At 64.5% G+C, this 21,907-nt stretch carries 22 protein-coding genes and 1 tRNA gene; 12 read left to right on the plus strand and 11 right to left on the minus strand.

All coding sequences use genetic code 11. From position 1 onward, the window contains the following. Positions 1-4: 4 nt before the first annotated feature. Positions 5-1,210, plus strand: a complete 1,206-nt coding sequence (locus tag KF733_11625) for a hypothetical protein (protein ID QYK55648.1) — start codon at positions 5-7, stop codon at positions 1,208-1,210. A 1-nt stretch (position 1,211) separates the two neighbouring features. Here the strand turns inward: KF733_11625 and alr are convergent, their stop codons facing one another. After that, complete coding sequence (alr, locus tag KF733_11630; protein QYK55649.1) at positions 1,212-2,315, minus strand: alanine racemase; 1,104 nt, start codon at positions 2,313-2,315, stop codon at positions 1,212-1,214. A 90-nt stretch (positions 2,316-2,405) separates the two neighbouring features. Here alr and KF733_11635 point away from each other — a divergent pair, with 90 nt between their 5' ends. Further along, positions 2,406-2,957, plus strand: coding sequence for a TetR/AcrR family transcriptional regulator (locus KF733_11635; protein ID QYK55650.1), 552 nt, complete (start codon positions 2,406-2,408; stop codon positions 2,955-2,957). Here KF733_11635 and KF733_11640 read toward each other — a convergent pair. The 4 genes from KF733_11640 to KF733_11655 all read right to left on the minus strand — a co-directional run bounded on the left by KF733_11640 (position 2,954) and on the right by KF733_11655 (position 5,846). Continuing rightward, positions 2,954-3,706, minus strand: a complete 753-nt coding sequence (locus KF733_11640; protein ID QYK55651.1) for a chitobiase/beta-hexosaminidase C-terminal domain-containing protein — start codon at positions 3,704-3,706, stop codon at positions 2,954-2,956. The genes KF733_11635 and KF733_11640 overlap by 4 nt on opposite strands. A gap of 348 nt (positions 3,707-4,054) precedes the next feature. Further along, entirely contained in the window at positions 4,055-4,603 is a 549-nt protein-coding gene (locus tag KF733_11645) for an acyl-CoA thioesterase (GenBank protein QYK55652.1), read from the minus strand. Beyond that, the gene (gene tpiA, locus KF733_11650) at positions 4,600-5,385 is read right to left on the minus strand and encodes a triose-phosphate isomerase (protein QYK55653.1); all 786 of its coding nucleotides are present in this window, start codon (positions 5,383-5,385) and stop codon (positions 4,600-4,602) included. Before tpiA ends, KF733_11645 begins: the two co-directional genes overlap by 4 nt. After that, positions 5,385-5,846, minus strand: coding sequence for an OsmC family protein (locus KF733_11655; protein QYK55654.1), 462 nt, complete (start codon positions 5,844-5,846; stop codon positions 5,385-5,387). Before KF733_11655 ends, tpiA begins: the two co-directional genes overlap by 1 nt. 123 nt (positions 5,847-5,969) lie before the next feature. On the opposite strand from KF733_11655, the gene KF733_11660 reads away from it, so the two are divergent. The 4 genes from KF733_11660 (at position 5,970) to KF733_11675 (ending at position 9,813) form a co-directional block, all read left to right on the plus strand. Beyond that, positions 5,970-6,356, plus strand: a complete 387-nt coding sequence (locus KF733_11660) for a DUF393 domain-containing protein (GenBank protein QYK55655.1) — start codon at positions 5,970-5,972, stop codon at positions 6,354-6,356. 29 nt (positions 6,357-6,385) lie between these two features. Next, positions 6,386-6,461 (plus strand) — tRNA-Cys (locus KF733_11665). A gap of 116 nt (positions 6,462-6,577) precedes the next feature. Then, positions 6,578-8,518 (plus strand): hypothetical protein, encoded by a 1,941-nt coding sequence (locus tag KF733_11670; GenBank protein QYK55656.1) that lies wholly within the window; start codon positions 6,578-6,580, stop codon positions 8,516-8,518. A gap of 101 nt (positions 8,519-8,619) precedes the next feature. After that, positions 8,620-9,813 carry a hypothetical protein gene (locus KF733_11675; GenBank protein QYK55657.1) on the plus strand — a complete coding sequence of 398 codons (1,194 nt, stop codon included), beginning with the start codon at positions 8,620-8,622 and terminating at the stop codon, positions 9,811-9,813. Here KF733_11675 and KF733_11680 read toward each other — a convergent pair. The 3 genes from KF733_11680 to KF733_11690 are packed head-to-tail and all read right to left on the minus strand — an operon-like array spanning position 9,810 to position 12,394. Then, on the minus strand, positions 9,810-10,874 hold the full coding sequence (locus tag KF733_11680) for a glucose-1-phosphate thymidylyltransferase (GenBank protein QYK55658.1): 1,065 nt from the start codon (positions 10,872-10,874) through the stop codon (positions 9,810-9,812). The two genes, KF733_11675 and KF733_11680, sit on opposite strands and share 4 nt — an antisense overlap. Before the next feature lie 33 nt (positions 10,875-10,907). Then, positions 10,908-11,933 (minus strand): dTDP-glucose 4,6-dehydratase, encoded by a 1,026-nt coding sequence (locus KF733_11685; protein QYK55659.1) that lies wholly within the window; start codon positions 11,931-11,933, stop codon positions 10,908-10,910. Then, on the minus strand, positions 11,930-12,394 hold the full coding sequence (locus tag KF733_11690) for a dTDP-4-dehydrorhamnose 3,5-epimerase family protein (GenBank protein QYK55660.1): 465 nt from the start codon (positions 12,392-12,394) through the stop codon (positions 11,930-11,932). The genes KF733_11685 and KF733_11690 overlap by 4 nt, the downstream gene beginning before the upstream one ends. 73 nt (positions 12,395-12,467) lie before the next feature. Between KF733_11690 and recG the strand changes: the two genes are divergently transcribed. Beyond that, the gene (gene recG / locus KF733_11695) at positions 12,468-14,618 is read left to right on the plus strand and encodes an ATP-dependent DNA helicase RecG (GenBank protein ID QYK55661.1); all 2,151 of its coding nucleotides are present in this window, start codon (positions 12,468-12,470) and stop codon (positions 14,616-14,618) included. On the opposite strand, the gene KF733_11700 is transcribed toward recG, so the two are convergent. Beyond that, positions 14,615-15,214 (minus strand): hypothetical protein, encoded by a 600-nt coding sequence (locus tag KF733_11700; GenBank protein ID QYK55662.1) that lies wholly within the window; start codon positions 15,212-15,214, stop codon positions 14,615-14,617. The genes recG and KF733_11700 overlap by 4 nt on opposite strands. A 39-nt stretch (positions 15,215-15,253) precedes the next feature. On the opposite strand from KF733_11700, the gene KF733_11705 reads away from it, so the two are divergent. After that, positions 15,254-16,216, plus strand: a complete 963-nt coding sequence (locus KF733_11705) for a glycoside hydrolase family 130 protein (protein QYK57169.1) — start codon at positions 15,254-15,256, stop codon at positions 16,214-16,216. Positions 16,217-16,224: 8 nt separating this feature from the next. Here the strand turns inward: KF733_11705 and KF733_11710 are convergent, their stop codons facing one another. Then, positions 16,225-16,542: a hypothetical protein gene (locus KF733_11710; protein QYK55663.1), complete on the minus strand. Its 318-nt coding sequence runs from the start codon at positions 16,540-16,542 to the stop codon at positions 16,225-16,227. Between the two features lie 65 nt (positions 16,543-16,607). Continuing rightward, positions 16,608-17,591: an ABC transporter ATP-binding protein gene (locus KF733_11715; GenBank protein QYK55664.1), complete on the minus strand. Its 984-nt coding sequence runs from the start codon at positions 17,589-17,591 to the stop codon at positions 16,608-16,610. Between the two features lie 136 nt (positions 17,592-17,727). Between KF733_11715 and KF733_11720 the strand changes: the two genes are divergently transcribed. The 4 genes from KF733_11720 to glmS all read left to right on the plus strand — a co-directional run bounded on the left by KF733_11720 (position 17,728) and on the right by glmS (position 21,884). Further along, a complete protein-coding gene (locus KF733_11720) occupies positions 17,728-18,642 on the plus strand; it encodes a hypothetical protein (protein ID QYK55665.1) in 915 nt (304 codons plus the stop codon). Between the two features lie 84 nt (positions 18,643-18,726). Then, a complete protein-coding gene (locus tag KF733_11725) occupies positions 18,727-19,389 on the plus strand; it encodes a response regulator transcription factor (protein QYK55666.1) in 663 nt (220 codons plus the stop codon). A 27-nt stretch (positions 19,390-19,416) separates the two neighbouring features. Then, on the plus strand, positions 19,417-19,938 hold the full coding sequence (locus KF733_11730) for a DinB family protein (protein QYK55667.1): 522 nt from the start codon (positions 19,417-19,419) through the stop codon (positions 19,936-19,938). A 50-nt stretch (positions 19,939-19,988) separates the two neighbouring features. Then, a complete protein-coding gene (glmS, locus tag KF733_11735; protein ID QYK55668.1) occupies positions 19,989-21,884 on the plus strand; it encodes a glutamine--fructose-6-phosphate transaminase (isomerizing) in 1,896 nt (631 codons plus the stop codon). Positions 21,885-21,907: the final 23 nt, after the last annotated feature.

The following is a 21,907-nucleotide window of genomic DNA, read 5'->3' on the forward strand; positions in this document are numbered from 1 at the left end:
CGTCATGAAGGTGCTCGTCGCGGATAAGTTTGAGAAGAGCGGCCTGGACGGGCTCAAGGCCCTGGGTTGCGACGTCGTATCGAATCCTGACCTCGGCGGCGAGACCCTTGCCGCCGCGATCAAGGAGCTCGCTCCGGACGTCTTGGTCGTGCGCTCGACCCGCGTCGAGGGCCCAATGCTAGAGGGCTCCTCCCTCTCGCTCATTATTCGCGCGGGCGCCGGTTACAACACGATCGACGTGGCGGCGGCGAGCGCCAACGGCATCTATGTCGCGAACTGCCCAGGCAAGAACAGTGTGGCCGTAGCCGAACTCGCCTTCGGCCTGATCACCGCACTGGATCGACGGATTCCCGACAACGTCATTGAGTTCCGCCAGGGCAAATGGAACAAGAAGACTTACAGTAAAGCTAAAGGCATTTACGGCTCGACGCTCGGCATCGTTGGTATGGGACAGATCGGCCAAGAAATGATCCCACGCGCTAAAGCTTTCGGCATGCACGTCATTGCCTTTAGCCGTTACCTTACGCCCGAGGTGGTCGCCGCACTAGAGATTGGTAAGGCTGAGAGCCTAGAGGAGTTAGCGTCGCAATCGGACTTCGTCTCCGTACACACCTCGCTCCGACCCGAGACGAAAGGGTTGGTCGGCAAGGCCTTCTTCGATGCTATGAAGCCAGGCGCGTGTTTCATCAATACCAGCCGGGCAGAAGTCGTCAATGAAGCCGCCCTTGTGGAAGCCGTGAAGTCGGGCAAGATTAGGGCTGGCCTGGACGTCATGAACAGTGAGCCCTCTTCGGGAGAAGGAAGCTATGAAGGTGCACTCAAGGATCTCCCCGGCGTTTACTGCACCCACCATATTGGGGCCAGTACCGACCAAGCTCAAGAGGCGGTCGCCGCAGAGACCGTGCGGATCGTTAAAGAGTACAAGGAGACCGGAGTGGTCCCGAACGTCGTTAACGTGCAAAAGGGCGAGATCGCGACCCACCTCGTCGTCGTCCGCCATCTTGATAAAGTCGGCGTCCTTGCTAGCGTCCTGGGCCACCTAAAGGACGATGGAGTCAGCGTGCAGGAAATGGAGAACGTCGTCCTCGGGGGGGCCAAAGCGGCCATCGCACAGATTGCTGTAGACCGCCTGCCTTCGGAGAGCATCCTTTCAGCAATCCGTACTTTGCCGGACGTGATGTCCTCCAACGTGGTAGGACTTAACAAGTAGTTCAATAGTGATAGCGGCGCGGGACCCGCGACATGATGCGGGTGACGATCTCGTGCGAGTTCGTCTCAGCGCGTTGGGCAAGCTCGGCGACCGTCACGTTGGGCCCGATCAACTCGACTTCGTCGCCGACTTCCACGCCCGGGATCCCGGTTACGTCGAGGAGCAGTTGGTCCATGCACACCAGCCCGACGACGTCGGCTCGCGATCCGCGGACGCCCACCACGCCGCGGTTGCTCAAGGTGCGCGGGTACCCGTCGCCATAGCCCGCTCCCACGGTCGCGATTTTGGACCGGCGGCTCGTGCGGAACGTCCCGCTATAACCAATTGGTTCGCCACTTTCAACTTCGCGCAACGATGTCACCCGCGACGTCCAGCTTAGAACGGGCCTGGCTTCTCCCTCCAAAAGGTTAAAAGGGTCGATCCCATATCCAATGATCCCGATCCGCACGATGTCGCCCTGGACGTTCGGACAATTGGTCACCCCGGCCGAGTTCGCCGCGTGACGATATCCGAACCGCAACCCTGCCGCGGCACAAGCTTCCAGCACCGCGAGCCAAGCCTGGGCTTGCCGTGCCGTGTACTCCGCATCGCGCGAAGAGTCGGCAAAGTGTTGACAAATGCCCACGAGTTCGGCCGAAGGCAGCTGGCTCGCAGCCAATCCCAGCTCCACCGCCTGGTCGGACGTCACCCCGAAGCGATGAAGGCCAGTATCCACCTTTAGGTGGAGAAACGCCGTCTTGCCAAGCACCTCTGCAGCCGCGCTAAGGTGGCGAGCTGCCTCGAGCGACTCGAACAGCACGTGCAAACCGTAGAAGACGGCCTGCTCGGACTCAATCGGCAGGATCGGCGAAAGCACCATGATCGGCGCATCGACCCCCGCGTCGCGCAAAGCAATCCCTTCTTGGACCGTCGCCACAGCCGCCCACCCCGCCCCGTTGCGCAGTGCGAAGCGCCCGACGGGCACCAGGCCGTGACCGTAGGCGTCCGCCTTCACCACCAGTGCGATCTCGGTGGATGGTGAAAGGAGGCGCTTTCGCACCGCCGCCAGGTTGTGCGCAAGCTTGAGCAAGTCGATTTCCGCCCAAGTGCGCGGATAGGGCTGCACGTCGTGCATTTTGGCCTCTTGACCATAAACTTCCGGGGACTAAGACCAAAAGGTTGACACTCCGGCCGCCTGCCAGCCACAATCCACCAAATGAAGGAGAGACGGCAAGAGATCCTTGCAGCGGCCTATGGCCTCATGGGTACCAAGGGGTTAGAAGCGGTGCACGCGCGGACGGTTGCAACGGCGGTCGGCGTAAACCACGCCACCGTCCACTACTATTTCCCGACCCGGTCCGACCTTTTGGTCGGGATCGCGGAGTATGCAGAGCAGATCCTCGAAGACGACCGACGCCGCTTTCAAAAGGACGCAAAGACCCCGCGCGAGTTCGTCGAGAACGAGATCGCCCTCGTTGAGGCGTACTGCCGCAAGAACAGCCGCTTCTTCAAGGTCTTGGCGGGCCTCTATGTCGCAGCGATCGGCGAGCCTGCGGTAAAGAAGCGACTTAAGCCCATTTGGCAGGCGTTCTCAAGGGTGGTCCACGAACAAGTGCCGGGCGCGAAGCTCAAGAAGGACTCACCCTTCGCCGACCCGGAGCTCCTAGCGGAGACCCTGGCCGGCGTCGGCTTTATCAGCCATCTGCTGGACGGCGCCAATGCACCGCTCAGCCGTTTGGACGGAATCCTGGCCGCGACCTTTAACTAAGATCCGCCACCCGGGCGCTGACGGATCGGAGTCCGCATCAGCTTGTTCTGCGGGATGGGCTGGCCATCCTTGCCGGGAAGGCCCATGCGCAGGTCGAGCACGGGCGTGCCGGACCGGTTGAACCATTCCAGCCGCACCGAGTGCAGCCCCTTGGCCAGCGGTGCGAAACCCTGCTTGCGCGCGTGCCCGCTTGTGCCGTCGTTGTCGATCACCATCTGCCCCTCGATAAAGAGGCGCGAACCTTCCGATGAACCGAGCCAGAAGGAGTACACCGCGGTCTCGTCCACATCCAGGAACGCCTCGTAAACCAACCCCGTCGCGGTCGTGCCTTTCTCCGGCAGCCCGAAGGTCTGAACCGCTTCGGCCGGGGGCCGGCGCGTCCCGTAGAAGTCGCGCACCGAGGAAAACTCGCCAGCGAATCGCAGGAGGGCGACGCCCGGCTCGGAGCGTCGCGGCTTTGCCGCGGCCCACGGAAGCACCTTGGAGAAAGACTCCGAGACCGGAGCGGCCTTGCCGTTTCCAAAGGAGGCGGCTGTGACCTTCGCCGTATCCTTGAGCGTGATCGGGCCGGAATAGCGGGGGGACCGGGCGGTCGGCTCCGTGCCGTCGGTCGTGTAGCGGACGTCTTTCCCGCCTTCGATCTTCACCTGCAACGAATCCAGGAAGATCGGGGCGTCCGCGACGATCTTCAGGTCTGCGGGGGCGGGGCGGGGGTTCGACAGGGCAAGGGCGGCCAGGATCAACGTCATGATTTCTCTCGAGCGGGTCGCAGTCTGCTTTCCCATACGTCGCACAGCCGCCGGAGGGTTCAGCCGTTTTGCGGACAGGTTGGAACGGGAGTCCCAGGAAATTACCCGTCTTCGCCCCGTTTTAGGGCGGCCCTGTCACAACATGTTTACTTTTAGCCAATAGGTCACCGAAAGAGCCTGAGGAACCTCCCTCTGGCCGACCGACGGTGACACTATGCGACTTCTTCACACTGCTAACGGCTCGAACCCGGTTTGGATCCTGACTGCCCGCTGTGGCGAAGGCAACGTCCCTATAGAGTAAGGCGCCTCGCGGTTCAGTTCCTCGTTAGGGTGGGGCGCAGGCATCGGCTAGAGCCCTTCCGCAAGCATCGCGTCTAACTCTGCATCCGAGGCGGTGTCTAAACGGCCCGTCATCTCCTCGTGCTCTTGTCGTCGGCGGTCGCGATAGCCCCGCCGCAACCGACCGAGGAGGAAGGCGGCTTTCTCTTCCCGCGTTTCGCAGATCAGCTTCGGCACCGGCACCGGACGGCCGTCTTCGATCGCGACCATGGTCACGCGGGCGGTGTTCGTGTGCCGCGTCTGCCCCGACCGCAGGTCGGTCGCCCAGATGTCGATCGTCACCTCGACGCTCGTCCGCCCGGCGAAGCTGACGTGGCCCTTCAACGTCACCAACTCCCCCACCTCGATCGGCTCGTGGAAATCGACCCGGTCAAAGGCGGCCGTGACGCAGACCCGCCCTGCGAACTTCTGCGCCGTCGCCGAGGCGGTGAGGTCGATCAAAGAGAGGACCGAACCGCCGAACACCTTCCCCAAGATGTTCGCGTCCGTCGGGGTCATGATCTGGGCGAGCGTGGTATGGGTCTCCGCGACCCGCTTCGCGAGAGGGGCCTCGCTCACGCCGCCGCTATGATCCTCGCGAAGGTCTGCGCGTCGAGCGACGCACCGCCGACCAAGCCGCCGTCGATCTCCGTTTGTGAGAACAGAGCCCCGGCGTTATCCGGCTTGACACTCCCGCCATAAAGGACGCGGCAGGCGCCCGGGGCCGCATCCCCCGCCGCGCGCGCCACCGCCTTCCGGACGACGCCGCAAACGCGGTTTGCCTCGTCCGGGCCGCACGTCTTGCCCGTGCCTATGGCCCAGACAGGCTCATAGGCCAGCACCATCCGGGCCACATCCGTCGGCTCGATGTCCTGCAGGGCTCGCGCCACTTGGCCCTGCACCACCGCATCGGTCCGCCCTTCTTCGCGCTCGGCCTCGGTCTCGCCGACGCAGACGATGGGGACAAGGCCGTGCCGCAGGCACGCCCGGGCTTTCAGGTTCACAGTCTCGTCGGTCTCCGCGAAAGCGGCGACCTGGCTCGCGGGGAGGTCGGCCGAGCCGAAGCGGCCGCGCGTCTCCGAGTGGCCAAGGACACAATGCGTCGCTCCCGCCGCCTTCAGCATGGCCGCGCTCACCTGGCTCGTGTAGGCGCCTTCGTCCAGCCAGAAGGCGTCCTGGCCGGCGACCCCTACCTTGGTCCCTGCGCAGGCTTCGACCGTCGCGGGCAGCGCCAGGTACGGCGGGCATAAGACCACGTCCGCATCGCCGGAAAGAAGCGGAAGAAGCGCCGCGACCATGTCCCGCGCCTCGCCTGCGCTCTTGTACATCTTCCAATTGCCGGCGACGAGTTTCTTGCGCATCACGCCCGCACGATGGTCGGCTCGACCACGATTTCAACCTTGCCCCGGATCGCGTTCGTGATGATGCAGTAGGCGTCCGCCTTGTGCGCCATGTCCTCGGCCATCTTCACCTGGTCGTCCGTGGCCTCCGCCGCCAGCTTGATCGTGGGGCGGACGGTGACCTTCGTATACGTGAAGTTCGGACCGTTCTCCTCGACCTCGCCCACCGCCTTTACGTCAAGCCCGACGTAGGGCAGCTTGCGGTTGACCGCGATGATGCCGAACGTGATCGAATAGCACGCGGTGACCGCCGCCGTGAGGAGCTCCTCCGGATTGGTCCCCGCGCCGCCTTCGCTTCCGCCATATTCCGGCGGGACGGAAAGGTCAATATCCACCTTCGTCCTGTCTGCGTGGACCCGCCCGCTCCCGTCTCGCCCCCCGTGCCATTCCAGCGACACCGGATATTCGTGCATCTTCGCCATCAAGGCTATTCTGGCAGGCAGGGTCGAGTGGCCGGGTCGGCGAGCCAGGGCCGATTGGGGCCCATGGCGGCGCGAGCCTGGGAAACCCAGCCGGAACGCCGCGTATTACAGAATTGAGGCAGCTTGGTCTGGACGCTTTATTACGACGGGGAATGCAACCTTTGCCACGGGTCACAGCTTCGAGTGGTCCAGTGGGCTAAGGCGGCTGGCCAACCCATCGAGACCGAAATCCTGCAGGCCCCCGAAGCGGTGGAGAAAGGCTATGGCGGGAACATGGTGCTGGAGGCCGGACAGGTCTTCCACGGCCATCGGGCGTGGTTGAAGCTGATGGAGGTCGCGCCGTGGTATTTGCGCTGGGTCTCGGCGGTAGGCCGTTTCCCCCTGCTTGAGCCGTTCTTCGCGCTGGGCTATGGCCTCGTCGCCCGCTACCGCAAAAAGTGGTTCGGGAAGCGCGCCTGTCCGCTCCCCCAACGGCCCCCCAAGTCGGGCGGCGGTCATTCGCCCTCCTGATCGGAGACTGGTATAGTCCCGTCACTCCCGGCGCCGTACCCAAGTGGTTAAGGGAAGGGTCTGCAAAACCCTCATCCAGCGGTTCGAATCCGCTCGGCGCCTCCAGACCCCTTTTGGCCAAGGTCCGCGGCCTTTCGCCCCGTCGTGACGGCCTGTAGTAGACTCCAGAGACAGGAACGCAACGAGGCGGAACGATGTCAGTGACCCCAACCACAACCCGGATGACGAAGCTTGAATACCTACGCTTGATGATGCTCAGTCGCGAGGGCGACAGGCGCGAGGCGATCCTCCTGCGACAGAGCAAAGGGTGGTTCCACGTCGGCGGGACCGGTCACGAGACCCTCGGGGCAATGGCGCTCCACCTCAACGAGGACGATTGGATTTATCCCTACTACCGCGACCGGGCCATCATGCTCACGCGCGGGCTCACCACATATGACCTCGCCCTCGCCTATTTCGCCAAGCGCGAGAGCAGCAGCGGTGGGCGCCAGATGCCGGGCCACTACAGCAGCCCGGAGCACAACGTGATGAGTGTCTGCACCCCCACCGGCGGGGGTCTCATCCCCGCGGCGGGCACGGCATGGGGCTTAAAGCTCCAGAACAAGGACAACGTCGTGATCGCCACCGTCGGCGACGCCGCCATGCGCCAGGGCGAGTTCTATGAAGCCTGGGCGTTCGCCGTCCAAGAAAAGCTCCCCCTCATCCTCGTCATCGAGGACAACAAGTACGGCATTTCCACCCCGACCGCCCACTTCATGGCCCTCAACCTGCCCGGCATCGTGAGCGAGGAACTCGTCGTCAAAATGGACGCTCGCCACTTCGACGAGGTCCTGGAAAAGTCGGGAGCGGCCATCGAGAAGGCGCGCACCGGCGAGGGCCCGACCCTGATCTGGGCCGACCTTGACCGCCTCTCCAGCCACACGAGCAGCGACGACCACCGCGTCTACCGGGCTCCCGAAGACATCGAAGAGATGTTCACGCGCGACCCGATCAAGCTCTTGGCCGATGAGCTCATCGCCGCAGGCGAGCTCACAAAGGAACAGTTCGAGGCGATGCAGGAAGAGCTGGTCGTCCAAGTGCGCGACGACTACGACCGCGCCGAGACGGCCGAGGATCCCCGCGGCGACGAGCTCTTCAAAGACTGCTGGGGCGAGGAGCGCCCCGCCCAGAAGCCGCCCATCGAACCGGGCGAGATGACGATGGTCGAGTCCATCAACAGGACCTTCGATAAGGCGCTCGAGAACGACCCCAACGTGATCTTCTTCGGCGAGGACATCGAAGACCCCAAAGGCGGCGTCTTCGGCATGACCAAGGGCCTCTCGGACAAGTTTCCGAACCAGGTCTTCAACTCGCCGCTGGCCGAGGCCACCATCATCGGCGTCGGCGTCGGCATGGCCAGCATGGGCATGAAGCCGGTCTTCGAACTCCAATTCATCGACTTTTTCGGCCCCTGTTTCAACCAGATCATCACGAACCTCTCGACGACGCGCTGGCGCTCCTTCGGCGGTTGGAAAACCCCGATGGTGGTCTACGCTCCCTATGGCGCCTACTTCGGCGGCGGTTCCCTCTGGCACAGTCAGTCGAACGAGGCGTTCCTCGCCCACATGCCGGGGCTCAAAGTCGCAGTCCCCTCCACCCCGCAGGACGCTGCCGGGCTCTTCTGGTCTGCGATCCATAGCGACGACCCCTGCTTCGTCCTCGTGCCGAAGCACATCTTCCGAAAGCGGGTGGACGTCAAGACGGTCGAGCCGGTCCCGTTCGGCAAGGCGAGGATCGCCCGCGAGGGCAGCGACGTCACCATCGTCGCCTGGGGCAACACCGTCCACCTGGCTGAGGAAGCAGCGGAAAAGCTCGCGGGCGAAGCCAGCGTCGAAGTCATCGACCTGCGAAGCATCGTGCCTTGCGACTACGAGACCATCGTGAAGTCGCTGGAAAAGACGGGTCGCCTGGTCGTCGTGCAGGAGGACACCCGGACTTGCGGCTTCGGCCAAGCCGTCATCGCCGAGATCACCGGGAACCCAGACTGGTTCTCGCTCCTCTTCAGCGCTCCACAACTTTGCTCGCGACCGGACGTCCACATCGGCTTTCACCCAGCCTATGAGTTCGCGGCGCTTGCGTCGCTCGACGACGTGGTCGCAGCCTGTCGCACGACACTGGCATAAATACTTAGATAGATAAAAGTGCTGGCCGAATTCGGTCGGGACGCCGACAATTTCCACGGCCCGCTGTCCGTTGTGACAGGGGGCGTTTCGAGTGGAAAGCTATGCACAAAGTCATTGGCGTCCTGTCCGCGCTCGCCGTCGCCGCCACCGTGGGCGCCGCCGACCTGGGCAAGTTCCTTTACGTCGGCGATTCCATCACGGCCGGCGCCCCCATTCGCCGCAACCAGCGCTGGCAAGTCCAAGAGATGATGCAAGCGGCCGGATATGGCTTCACTTTCGTCGGCAGCAAGACCGGCGGCTCCTATCCCGGCATCCTCGATCCCTGGCACGAGTGCCACCAGGGCTGGTCTTCCGAAGAACTCGGCAAGGGCCGACTCACCGAACCCGCTGAAGGCAAGCTGGCCTACTGGCTCCAGAGGTACCAGCCTGATTGGGTCTATGTGATGACCGGCACGCCGGACACCTATCCGTGGCTCTCCTTACAGCAAGTCCGCGCGCGCCTCGGCTACCTCGCAGACCAGATCGAAACCTACACGCCCAACGCAAAGGTGGTCTGGGCGAACCTGCCCGACCAGAAGAACTCCGAAGACGCCTGGCAGATCCCGGCCCACCGCCGCAACGTCGACCTTGTGGTCGACGAGCTCGCCGCCCGGTTCAAGGCGCAGGGCCGGCAGTTTGTCAAACTTGACTTCCTCCGCACGCTCTCCCCCGGCCCCGACCTCTTTGACAACGTCCACCCGAACGAGCTTGGCCATACGAAGATGGCCCTGCTGAACTACGACGCCATCAGGCGCATCCAGCTCCGCCCCACCCTGGAGGTGCTCCGGCCGGAAAACGTCGCGATCAATCGGGGGACCCTGGTCGACGGCGACTCGGGCTGCCTCGCGGACCAGGACGGGGTCGAACTGGTGGTCAAGCGGTTCATCGTCCCCAACCAGACCGCCGCGCCCATCGAGCTAAGCGTCACCGCCGCCGTGCGGGACCGGAGCGCCGCGTTCCTCGATGCGTGGGTCGTCGCCAGCATGCACAGCTATGGCGACTTCGTCCTGAACCTGGACCTCTACGACTATTCTGCGGGGAGTTACGACACTTTGTGCGCGGTCCACGATTCTCTCGGCATAGCCCCGGCCCGCATCCCGATCACGGCGACCGGCGACGTTTCCCGGTTCGTCAGTTCCCAAGGGACGACGAAGTTGAGGATCAGGGCGCGGACGGCTAAGCCCTCCGCGAGCTACGCTTGGTCGCTTGGCATCGACCAGGTCGCCTGGCGCGTGGACACCCCCGTCCGCCCCTAAGGGATCGCGACCGAGCTGTTGTCGCCCATCACGAGTTGCAGCGCGCGCGGCCTTCCCACGGAAGCGCGCGCCGTCACTCCCCGCCCGATCAGCGACGCTGAAACCCGGTGCGGCAGTTCTTCGATCTGACAGGAGCGCATCACGATGCTGTACTCGATCTCCGTCCGGTCGATGGTCGTTTCGTCGTCGATCGCGGTGAACGGCCCGATATAGCTGTCCTTGATGGTGCAGTTCCGGCCGATCACGATGGGGCCCCGCAGCACGCTGTTCTCGATGCGCGTCCCCGCGCCGATCCGGACCCGGCCATTGAGCGAGCTCCGGTCGTCGACCTCGCCCTCGCTGTAACCGGCCAGGTCCTCCAAGATCAGCCGGTTGGCCTCGAGCATGGCCTCCACCGTGCCCGTGTCCTTCCACCACCCGTCCACGATGTGGCTCCGGACGGAGCAGCCACCGTCGATCAGCCCCTGGATCGCGTCGGTGATCTCGTACTCGCCCCGCCGGCTTGGCTTCAGCTTCGCGATAACGTCGTGGATGCGGTGGTCGAAGAGGTAGACCCCGACGAGCGCCAGGTTCGACTTAGGGTCGCGCGGCTTTTCTTCTAGCCGTGTCACTTGGCCCTCCTCCATCTCCGCCACGCCAAAGTCGCTGGGGTTCGGCACGGGGGTCAGCAGGATCGTCGCGGCCGGGCGGTTGTTGTCGAACTCCTCGATCAGGGCGTCAAGCGACGCCTTGATCATGTTGTCGCCCAGGTACATCAGAAAGTCCTCGTCGCCCAGGAACGTGCGCGCCGTCTTCACGGCATGGGCGAGGCCGAGCGGATCTGGCTGCGGGATGTAGGTCAGGCTCACCCCCCAGCGGGAACCGTCGCCGAGAGCCAGCATGACCTCCTCGGCGGTATCGCCGACGATGATGCCGAACTCCCGGATCCCGGCCTGCTGCATGGCTTCCAACCCATATTCGACCACCGGCTTGTTCGCCACCGGCACAAGCTGCTTGGCCATGCTGAAGGTTATGGGTCGGAGGCGGGTGCCCTTCCCTCCGGCCAGGATCAGTCCTTTCACCGCTCCATTGTACGACCCCGGACCTGAACGCCGTTAAAGGTCGTCGCCAAGCGAGGGGCCATAGAAGGAGGAGACGAAGGCCCCGTAGCCTTGGTCCGAGACGATCGGGCGCCACCACCACTCGTTCGCGGCGTACCACTCCGCCGTCTCCGCCATGCCTTTCTCAAACTCGACCCTCGGCGCCCAGCCCAGAGCGCCCCGGGCTTTAGAGGAGTCCATGGAATAGCGCGCGTCGTGCGCGCCCTTCCGCGGGTCCGGGATCTGCTTCACGAACGAGGAGTCCCGGTGAGTCAGCGCGAGCAATCCATCGACCGTCTGCCGGTTCGTCCGCTGGTTCGTATCGCCGATGTTGTAAACCTCGCCGGGCTCCCCGCGCAGCAACGCGGCCCAAACCCCGGCGGCATGGTCCTGGACGTGGATCCATTCCCGCACCTGGCTCCCTTCGCCATAAAGGGGGACCTTCTTGCCTTCGATAAGGCGCGTCAAAAAGAACGGAACGAGCTTTTCTGGATATTGGTAAGGCCCGTAAGTGTTGCCCCCGCGCGTGACCACGACCGGCGTCTTAAACGCCGTGAAATGAGCCCGACAGAGCAGGTCCCCGCCTGCTTTCGACGCCGCATAAGGCGTGTTCGGTTGCAACGGGCTCAGCTCGCTAAACTCGCCCGAAAGAGTCGAACCGTACACCTCGTCCGTCGAGACCTGGACAAACCGTTCCAAGCCGTGCTTACGGCACGCGTCGAGCAGGACCTGCACGCCAAACGTGTTCGTCATCACGAAGTTGCCGTTGTCCTGGAGCGAGCGGTCATTGTGGCTTTCCGCCGCGAAATTCACCATATGGGTGATTTTTTCGACGGTCAGAATGTGGGACACCATGTGCGCGTCCTGCACCACCCCAGGATAGAAGCGGACCCGCTCCCAAAAATCTTGCATGGTCGAGAGATTGCCGGAATAGCGCAGTGCGTCGAGCACCACGATCTCGGCGTCGGGCCCTTCCCGCAGCGCGTGCCGCACAAAGTGCGAACCGATGAACCCGGCCGCGCCGGTCACGAGGATCTTCATAGCAATTTGAACTTCGAGTCAGGGTCGTTCTCGTGACGGATCTCGTCGACAGGCTCCTGCCGTCCCTTGCCCGCATAGAGCTTGTCTGGAAAGTTCAGGACGAAGGCCTCGCTCTCGCCCACGTTCCGATAGGCGTGGACGACTCCCGGAGGGACAAGCACCATCGTCGGCGCGGCCGCGCCCACTTCGAAGACCTGCGCGTCCCAGGGGCGACCGGGGCGGTTTTCCCACAGGTGGAGCTCATAGGCCCCGTCGAGAAAGGCGAAGCCGTCCGTCTGGAGGGCGTGCTCGTGGGGGCCGCGCGCCACCCCGGGCTTCGTATAGCTGATGTAGGCCATCGCCGGGTCGAACCCCTCTGGCAGTTCGTCACGCCGAAAGAGTTCGGACAACCAACCACGGTCGTCCTCGTGACGCCGGAGCCGGCGGACCACGACGCCAGGCATCGGCTCCCAATCGCTCACTCTGCTATTCTACGCGCTGAGAGCCCCGCCGGGGGCGACGCTCGAACGTCTTGAAGGACGTACTTTAATGGCGATGGTCGAAAAAGCGAGCGGGCTGGACATGGAAGTCCAGTTTCTGAAAGGGGTCGGTCCCCGGAACGCCATGTTGCTCGCGAAGCTGGGCATCCAAACGGTGCGCGACGCCCTTTGGTACTTGCCCCGCCGCTACGAAGACCGGCGCGAGATCCCGCCGCTCATGTTCCTCAAACCCGGCCGCCACGGCACCGCACGCGGCCGCCTCATCGATGTCGACACCAAGCGGCTTCGCGGCGGCAAAGTCTTGCTCCAGGCGAAAATCCAGGACAAGACCGGCCAGGTCATCCTCCAGTGGTTCAACCAGCCGTGGCTGGGCAAACAGCTCCAGAACCTTGTCGGCCGCGACCTCATCGCCTACGGCCTGGTCCGAGAGGGGTTTAGAAGCGAGCTCGAGATGTCCTCCCCCGAGTGGGAAGCGATCGAGGACGACGAGGTCGAGGAGTTCGCCCGCATCGTCCCCGTCTACGCCCTCTCCGAAGGGGTGCCCCAGCGGGCCGTCCGTAAGGCGTGCAGGTCCGCCGCCGAACTCTTTGCGGACCTCGTCCCGGACCCGCTTCCCGAAGACTTCCGCAAGGCCCACAAGCTCCGCAAAGTCGGCTGGTGCCTGCGCCAGCTCCACCTGCCCGAAACGGACGAAGCGCGGTCCGAGGGTCGGCGCCGCCTCGCCTTCGAGGAGTTCCTCTACCTGCAGCTCGCCTTGCAACTGAGGCGTAACGAGGCGAAACAGGTGGCGGGTATCACCTTCCCCATCTCCCGACTCTCGGGACAATCGGTCTCCGGGGGGACCCTCTTCGCACCCGAATCCGCGGTTCCCGCCGGGGGCTCGCTCTGGGACGAGGTCGCCGCAATGCTTCCTTTCGAGCTCACCGGCGCCCAAAGGCGCGTCATCGACGAGATCTGGAAGGATATGGAGCGGCCCCAGCCTATGAACCGACTCGTCCAAGGCGACGTCGGCAGTGGAAAGACCGCGGTGGCCGCTTGCGCCATGCTCGCCGCGGTTCGCTGCGGCTACCAAGCCGCGCTCATGGCGCCGACCGAGATCCTCGCCGAGCAGCACGCGTTCAATCTGAGCCGCCTGTTCGATCCCCTTGGGATCAATGTCAACCTTATGGTTGGCAAGCTGAACGTCAAGCAGAAGCGGAAAGCCCTCGAGCAAGCCGCGAACGGCGAGGCCCAAATCTGCGTCGGCACCCATGCCCTGATCCAGGAAGGCGTCAACTTCCTCCGGCTCGGACTGGCCGTCGTGGACGAGCAGCACCGCTTCGGCGTCATGCAGAGGGTTGCGCTGCGCGATAAGTCCGACCTCAACCCGGACGTGCTCGTCATGACTGCGACGCCCATCCCGCGCACGCTCACAATGGCGATCTACGGCGACCTCGACCTCTCCGTGATTGACGAGCTCCCCCCGGGGCGCAAGCCCGTCCGCACCCATTGGCGACGGCCGAACGAACGATCCAGGGTCTACGAGGGCGTGCGAAAACTCCTCGACGAGGGGCGGCAGGCGTACTTCGTCTGCCCCGCGATCTTCGAGAGCGAAAAGCTGCAGACCCAAGCGGCCGAAGACCTTTTCTACCGACTGAGCCAACTCGAGTTCCCCGACCGCCGCGTCGGCTTGCTCCACGGCCAGCTCAAGCCGGCGGAGAAGCAAGAGGTCATGGAGGCGTTCCGCGCGCACCGGCTCGACGTGCTCGTGGCGACCGTCGTGATCGAGGTCGGGGTCGACGTGCCGAACGCAAGCGTGATGGTCATCGAAGACGCCAACCGGTTCGGACTCGCCCAGCTGCACCAGTTGCGCGGGCGCGTCGGCCGAGGCGACACCCAGTCGTTTTGTGTGCTCGTCGCGGATTCGCGGAGCGAAGACACGGAGCGCCGCCTCAGCGTGCTCGTGGAAACGACCGACGGCTTCCGGATCGCGGAAGAAGACTTGGACATCAGGGGCCCGGGCGACATGATGGGCACCCGGCAGCACGGCTCGCTCGACCTGCAGGTCGGCGACCTCATCAAAGACGCCGACCTCCTGGAAAAGGCCCGCCAAGCCGCGATCGACGTGCTCGAGAATGACCCTCAGCTGGAGCGGCCGGAGTGGTCGCCAGTGGTCGAGAGGCTCCGCGAGCGGCGCGCGAAAGAAGCCCTCATCATGGTCTCCTAGCCCGACTTGGCATCGCCCAGGGCCCCGTCGACCCGGACCTCACGCCCCTTAGCCTTCGGGCCTGTCGCCGAGTTCCATTCCAACCCTTCCGACTGCCAGACCAGCGGCGTCTCGCCGGGGAGGTCGTCAGGGTGCTTCCCTGCCACAGCCGGGTTCAGCGCGAACCCATAGTCCGACTCGCCCTTCGCGCGCGAAGGGTCGCGCAGTTTCTTCTTCGCCTCCTCCTTGCTCATGTCCCCCGACTGTAACCGGAGCCAAGCGGCGTCCATCCAGCTCTCGCGAGGCGGGAACGCCCCTTCGCTATCGACATAGAGCAGCAGGGCGGCTCGGATCGCAGTAAGGTTCGCGTCCACCGAGCCCTGGTACTTCCGCTCTTCGCCCTGCTCCAAGAACCCCGCCCGTTGGAAATCGCGAAAGGCGGCGACAACCTGGACCATCCACGGCAACGCCAGAAGAAAGGCCAAGACCACAATCCCCACCCCGATCTGGCAACCGCGCTTTCGCTTCAGCATCGCCTCTCCAGACGTATGGAGGGCCCAGGCAGGGTTCACGGTCTCGGGCCTCGCCCTGCGACCGGGGAGCGTCCCAATCGCCATACTTGGTCCATGCGCCTCGTCGGACCTCCGCTTCCAAAAATGCCGTGGCAGGACAGGCCCGCGGACTGTCGGCAGCCGGTCTGGCGCTATGACCGCAACCCCGTCATCCCGCGGGACGCCACGCCCACCAGCAACAGTGTCTTCAACAGCGCCGTCGTGCCGTTCGGAGCGCAAGCGCCCTCGTCCGCGAGCTTCGCCGGAGTCTTCCGGTGCGACGACCGCCGCCGCGAGATGCGGCTCCACGCCGGGTTCAGCGACGACGGCCTATCCTGGAAAATCGAACCGCGACCGATCGAATGGGTGTTGGACGACCCCGGCCTTGAACCGCCGGACTATGGCTATGACCCGCGCGTGACTTGGATCGAGGACCGCTACTGGGTCACCTGGTGCACCGGCTGGCACGGGCCCACCATCGGCATCGGCTACACCCACGACTTCCGGGAGTTCCACTTGGTCTCGAACGCCTTCTTGCCGTTCAACCGCAACGGCGTGCTCTTTCCCCGCCGCTTCGAAGGCGACTGGTTGATGCTGAGCCGTCCGAGCGACCCGGGGCATACCCCTTTCGGCCAAATCTTCCTGAGCCGAAGCCCCGACCTCGTCCACTGGGGCCGCCACCGCTGGGTGATGAAGGGCGAGCAGCCCTGGGAAAGCACCAAGATCGGCACTGGCCCCATCCCTATCGAGACCGACGAAGGTTGGCTCATCTTCCACCACGGCGTCCTCACGAGCTGCAACGGGTACGTCTACCATTGGGGTGCGGCCCTGCTAGACATCGAGCAGCCCTGGATCGTCCGGGCCAGGACGCGCGAATACCTGATGTCTCCGCAAGCGCCCTGCGAGTTGATGGGCGACGTGCCGAACGTCGTCTTCCCCTGCGCGGCCCTGGCCGACCCGCCCACCGGCCGCATCACGGTCTACTACGGCGCGGCGGACACGGTCACGTGCCTGGCCTTCACCACGGCCGACCTCGTCTGGGAAAGCCTTTCTATGGGGGCGCGCTAAGGCGGCCCTCAGCAGGCGCCGAACGTGGCCGCAGTCGCGCCGCAAGCCTCGAACGCTTCGCGAACGCACGCCTCGACGGCCTGCGTGGTCTCGTCCTTCGGCTGGCCCGCAAACCACGGCACCCGAAGCACGTGCGAGACGTTGTCCGGATCCGGCCCGTTCAGTTCCTGGTAACCCATGTCCAGCGTGATGCGGAACGAGTCGCCCGCCCGCTCCCGCACCTCGTTCACGAGCGAGGCGATATGGGGCCGGAGCTCCTCAAGGCTCTGGGCGTCGGACTCGGCGACGTAGAGGTTGCCGAACTGGTCTGTGGCCTGCCACTCCATGCCCGCATTATCCCCTCCGCTTGGCCCCGGATAGCCTGTGCCCGTCAGGCGCGGGGGCGCGCCGCTCAGTCGGCCGTGCCGCCGGCCGCCCCAATTTGCCGCGACATGTCTTCCGGCACCAGCCAGCAGGCGGCACGGTGCGCCTCGCTAGGCGGCATCAGGGTCGGATCGGCGTCGCACGGGTTGAACCGGTGGGCGCACCGGGGGGCGAAAGGGCAACCGACCGGCAGGTCGCCGAAGCGCGGCGGCTGTCCGGGAATGGACTGGAGCCGGTCCACCCCGATCGTCGGGATCGACCCGAGCAGCCCCTGTGTGTAGGGGTGCATCGGGCGCCGCAGCACCGCTTCCGCGGGGCCCGTTTCCACCACCCGCCCCGCATAGAAGACCGCGATCTCGTCCGCCACCGATCCGATCACGCCGATGTCGTGCGAGATGATCAGCACCGCCGTGCCTGCCTCCTCCTGAAGCGCCTTCAACAGCCGCAAGATTTGGGCCTGCAGTGTGACGTCCAACGCGGTCGTGGGCTCGTCCGCGATCAGCACCTTGGGCCGGCTGGCGAAGGCGGCGGCGATGACCACGCGCTGGCGCTGGCCCCCGCTCATCTGGTGTGGGTACTTGCGGGCCGAGTCCGCCGGTGCGGGCACGCCGACGTGGCCGAGCAACTCCACCGCCCGCGCGCGGGCCGACCTCCAACCCATCCCCTTGTGCAGCACCAGGACCTCCGCGATCTGGTCGCCCACGCGCATCATCGGGTTCAGCGAGGTGAAGGGGTCTTGCATCACCATCGACACCTCCTGCCCCCGCACGTCGAGCCAGTCCTTTGGCCGGAGCCCGGTGAGGTCGCGCCCCGCGAGCTCGATCTTTCCCCCCACCACCTTGCCGCCCAAGGGCAACATCCCCATCACCGCCAGCCCGGTCATGCTCTTGCCGCACCCGGACTCGCCGACGACCCCGAGGGTCTTGCCCGGTTCGAGGCTAAAGCTGACGCCATGAAGAATCCGCGTCCCGCGGATTTCGACGGTCAGACCGCTGACTTCAAGCAGGGGCATGGGCAACGCCGTCATTATGGTGCCCTTGGAGACAGGTCCGGCCTCACGACCAGAACGCTCGCTTTCCCGACCCATAAACGCCGCCCCGGACCGCGGCCCATCGGATGGGCCGATCGATTGCTCGGTACAGTAAGCCATGACTCGACCGCTCCCCGAACTGAACATCCAGGACTGGCAGGACACCTACACCACCCTGCACATGTGGACGCAGATCGTCGGCAAGCTCAGGCTAGAGCAATGCCCGAGCCAAAACCATTGGTGGCATGTGGCCCTCTACGTCACCGCCGAAGGGCTCACTACGATGCCGATTTCGAGCGACGGCGGCTTTTACGAAGTCCAGTTCGATTTTCTTCGCCACCGGATGCGGATCGCGACTTCGGACGCTCGTGAAGAGTTCGTTCCGCTACGACCGGTGACCGTCGCGGACTTCTACCGGGAGCTCATGGAGGCGCTAAAGAAGCTGGACATCGATGCGAAGATCACGACAATGCCTCAGGAGGTCGAGAATCCGATACCCTTCGACCAAGACACGGTCCATGCGTCTTACGACAAGGAAGCGGTCGGTCGGTTCTTTCGGATCCTCTCGTTCACAAACGAGGCGATGCAAAGGTTCCGGTCCGGCTTTTTGGGCAAGGTGAGCCCGGTCCACTTCTTCTGGGGGAGCTTTGACATGGCGGTGACGCGCTTCTCCGGCCGTCAGGCTCCGCCGCACCCCGGCGGCGGCCCGCTTCCTCTGCACATCACCCAAGAGGCGTACTCCCACGAGTGCTCGAGCTGCGGTTTCTGGCCGGGCGGCAGTGGGGTGGAAGCGATGTTCTACTCCTACGCCTACCCCGAACCCGCCGGGTTCGACCGCGCCGCAGTCGGCCCAGACGGTGCGTTCTACGACCCGGGGATGAAAGAGTACTTCCTGCCCTACGAAGACGTCCGCAGGGCCGACGATCCAATGGTCGCCCTCCAAAGCTTCTTTGAAACGACCTACTCTGCCGCCGCGACCCTTGGCGGTTGGGACAGGCTCTCGCTTGAGCGCGCAAGAGTTGGGACCGAGTAGTCGGCCGGAACCATCGACGCGCAGAATCTTCGGATTCTCCTTGGGTTCGTGCACGTTCCTCTTAGCCTGTGTATACTCAGGCCTATGTCCACGACCATCCGAGTCGTCATAGCGGATGACGAGCCCGGGTACCGGAACGCGATCCAGCGCACGCTGACCTTAATGCCGGAGTGCGAGATCATCGGCGTCTGCAAGGACGGCCAGGAGGCCCTCGACACTTGCCTGGCCGACCCGCCCGACGTCGTCCTCACCGACATCAACATGCCGCGGATGGACGGCATCGAACTGATGCGCCGCCTTCTCAAGAAGGAAAAGGACGTCAAGGTCGTCGTCCTCACCGTCAACGAGGAAGAAGAGATCGTCTTCGAGGCGATCCGGGCAGGCGCCATGGGCTACATGCTCAAGACCAGCACGCCGCAAGAGGTCATCGAGGCGATCCGGCTGGCCCATAGGGGAGAGGCAAAGCTCACGCCGAAGATCGCGGCCAAGGTCATCGAAGACTTCCGCCGGGTCAAAGACGACGACGAGTCGGACGACAGTGAACTTTACGTGCTCAGCGACCGCGAGACCGAGATCCTCGAGCTCATCGCCAAGGGCATGCGCAACAAGGAGATCGCCAGCCACCTCTCGATCGCCGAAAAGACCGTGAAGAACCACGTCAGCAACATCCTCAAGGCGTTGCAGGTGAACTCGCGGACTGAGGCAGCCATGAAGGCCGTCAGGGCAAAGTTGGTCCAGGGAAACTGATCGGCGACGGCGGGTCTTAAGAAAGGCGTGGACCAACGAGCCTTTCTTGAAGAGCATCGTGGGCGCTTTCGAGCCGCCGTCGCATCCGGCGAGGCCGTCCTGGGCATCCGCTCCTGGGACGACCTCCAATCTTCAAAGGTCGCGGGGCTCTGGAGCCCGGCCCAAGTGGTCCACCACTTGGTCGTCTCACACCGGGGCTACCTTTCGGCCATGTCCGAGGCCCTCAGCGCCCCTTCCACGCCAGAAGGCGTGAAGACCACCTTTATGGGACGGCAGATCGCGCTCTTCGCAGGGCCGACCAAGAAGAACACCCCTGTCCCGCGCGGCCTCCCCGACCCGCCATCGAACGTCCCAGCGGATATCTTGGCCGAGTGGCGAGCCCAGAACGCGGCCTTCGAGAAGCTGTTCGAGGCGGCCGAGACGCGTAGCCTCGCCACGAAGTACACCAACCCGGTGGTCGGCTTTTTGCGAATGACGGTCGCGGACGGCTTCGCCATAGTCACCGGCCACACGGAGCGACACGCCGCGCAGATCGTCGAGAGAAGCTAGATGGAAGCCCGCCCCCGGGACGGGTGCGAACCATCCGGTACCCTGGCAGAATGTGCGGGATCGCGGGCTATGTCGGCCCTCGCAATGCCGTAGACGTCGTCTACGACCAGCTCAAGCGCCTGGAGTACCGCGGCTATGACAGCGCCGGAGTCGCCTACCTGAACGGAGGCGGGGCGATCCACGTGGTCAAGCGCGCCGGCAAGCTGAGCGAACTCGGGAAACTACTTTCCGCCGCGCCCTCTCCGGTTGCGGAAGAGACGCCTGGGGACAGCCCCGAGCCTGCCGACCAGCTTCCCCCGCGGCACGCCTCCCACCTAGCCATCGCCCACAGCCGATGGGCCACGCACGGCGCCCCCACCGACCTCAACGCCCACCCCCATTTCGACCAGTACGCGGACATCGCGCTGATCCATAACGGCATCATCGAGAACTATCTCGAAATTAAGCAAGAGCTCGCGCGCGCGGGCCACAGCTTCCAGAGCGAGACCGACACCGAGGTCGCCGCACACCTCATTGGTCGCGAGCACGCGGCCGGCCTTCCCCTGGACGAAGCCGTCCGGCGGGCCGTCCGCCGCCTGCGCGGAGCCTTCGCCTTCGTCGTCTTCAGCCGGCGCGAGCCAGACCGCTTCGTCGCCGCCCGCAACGCCAGCCCCCTCATCGTCGGGCTCGGCGAAGGGGAGAACATGGTGGCGAGCGACGTTCCCGCGCTTCTCCCCTATACGCGCGAGGTCCTCGTGATCGAGGACGACCGCGTCGCCACCATAAGCCGTGACGCGGTCACGGTCACCGATCTGGACGGCAGGCCGGCCGAAATCCAACCGATGCACGTCGATTGGGACACGGCCGCCGCCGAAAAGGGCGGATATGAACACTTCATGCTCAAAGAGATTTTTGAGCAACCGGACGTCGTGCGCCAAGCCCTGGCGGGCCGAATCGATGCTAAGGGCAAAGTCCAGCTCGACAACATCTTCAGCGACCACGTCTGGCAAGAGATCGACCGGGTCAACGTGATCGCCTGCGGGACGGCGTACCACGCCGGGCTGATGGGCAAGTTTCTCTTCGAGAAAATGCTGCGGCTGCCCACCGACGTCTTCTACTCTTCGGAGTTCCGGTACGGCGACCCGCTCCTGAGCGAGAGGTCTCTGGCGGTCTTCGTGAGTCAGAGCGGCGAGACCGCCGACTCCCTGGCCGCCCTGCGGCTCTGCAAGGCGCGGCGGATCAGGACTCTAGGCATCGTGAACGTCGTCGGGTCGAGCATCGCCCGCGAATGCGACCGCGTGGTCTTCACCCAAGCCGGCCCCGAGATCAGCGTGGCCTCGACCAAGGCTTACATGGCGCAGACCCTCGTCCTGATGCTGTTGGCCCTGCAGATCGCCCAAGTGCGCGAAATGCCCGGGGTCCGCGTGGAAGAAGCGGTCTCAGACCTGCGACTCTTCGCCGACCGCGTGCAAGAAACCCTGGGCCTCGAAGAACAGGCCAAGGAACTGGCCGAAGCGAACAAGGACGCAAAACTGGTGTTTTTCTTAGGCCGTAACGCGGACGCACACGTCACGAGAGAGGCTGCCTTAAAGCTTAAGGAGATCGCCTACGTCCCCACCCAAGAGTGCCCGGCGGGCGAAATAAAGCACGGCCCCCTGGCCCTCGTGGAGAAGGGGACTCTGGCCGTTTTTGGCGCGACCGACGCGGAAGTCCGCGACAAGCTCGCGAGCAGCGTCCGAGAGGTCCAAGCCCGCGGCGGCGTCGCCCTCATCGTCACCACAAGCGAAGACACCACGCTTGACGAATATGGCGACCGGGTGCTGAAGGTGCCGAAGACGAAGGTGCCCTATCTGGACGCGCTCCTCTCCGTCGTCCCGCTGCAGCTTTTGGCCTACCACATGGCCCGCGCCCGCGGTTGCGAGATCGACCAGCCCAGGAACCTCGCCAAGTCTGTGACGGTCGAATAACCCCCCGGGGGCATTAGATCGGT

Source organism: Fimbriimonadaceae bacterium, from assembly GCA_019454125.1.
Lineage (GTDB): Bacteria > Armatimonadota > Fimbriimonadia > Fimbriimonadales > Fimbriimonadaceae > JALHNM01.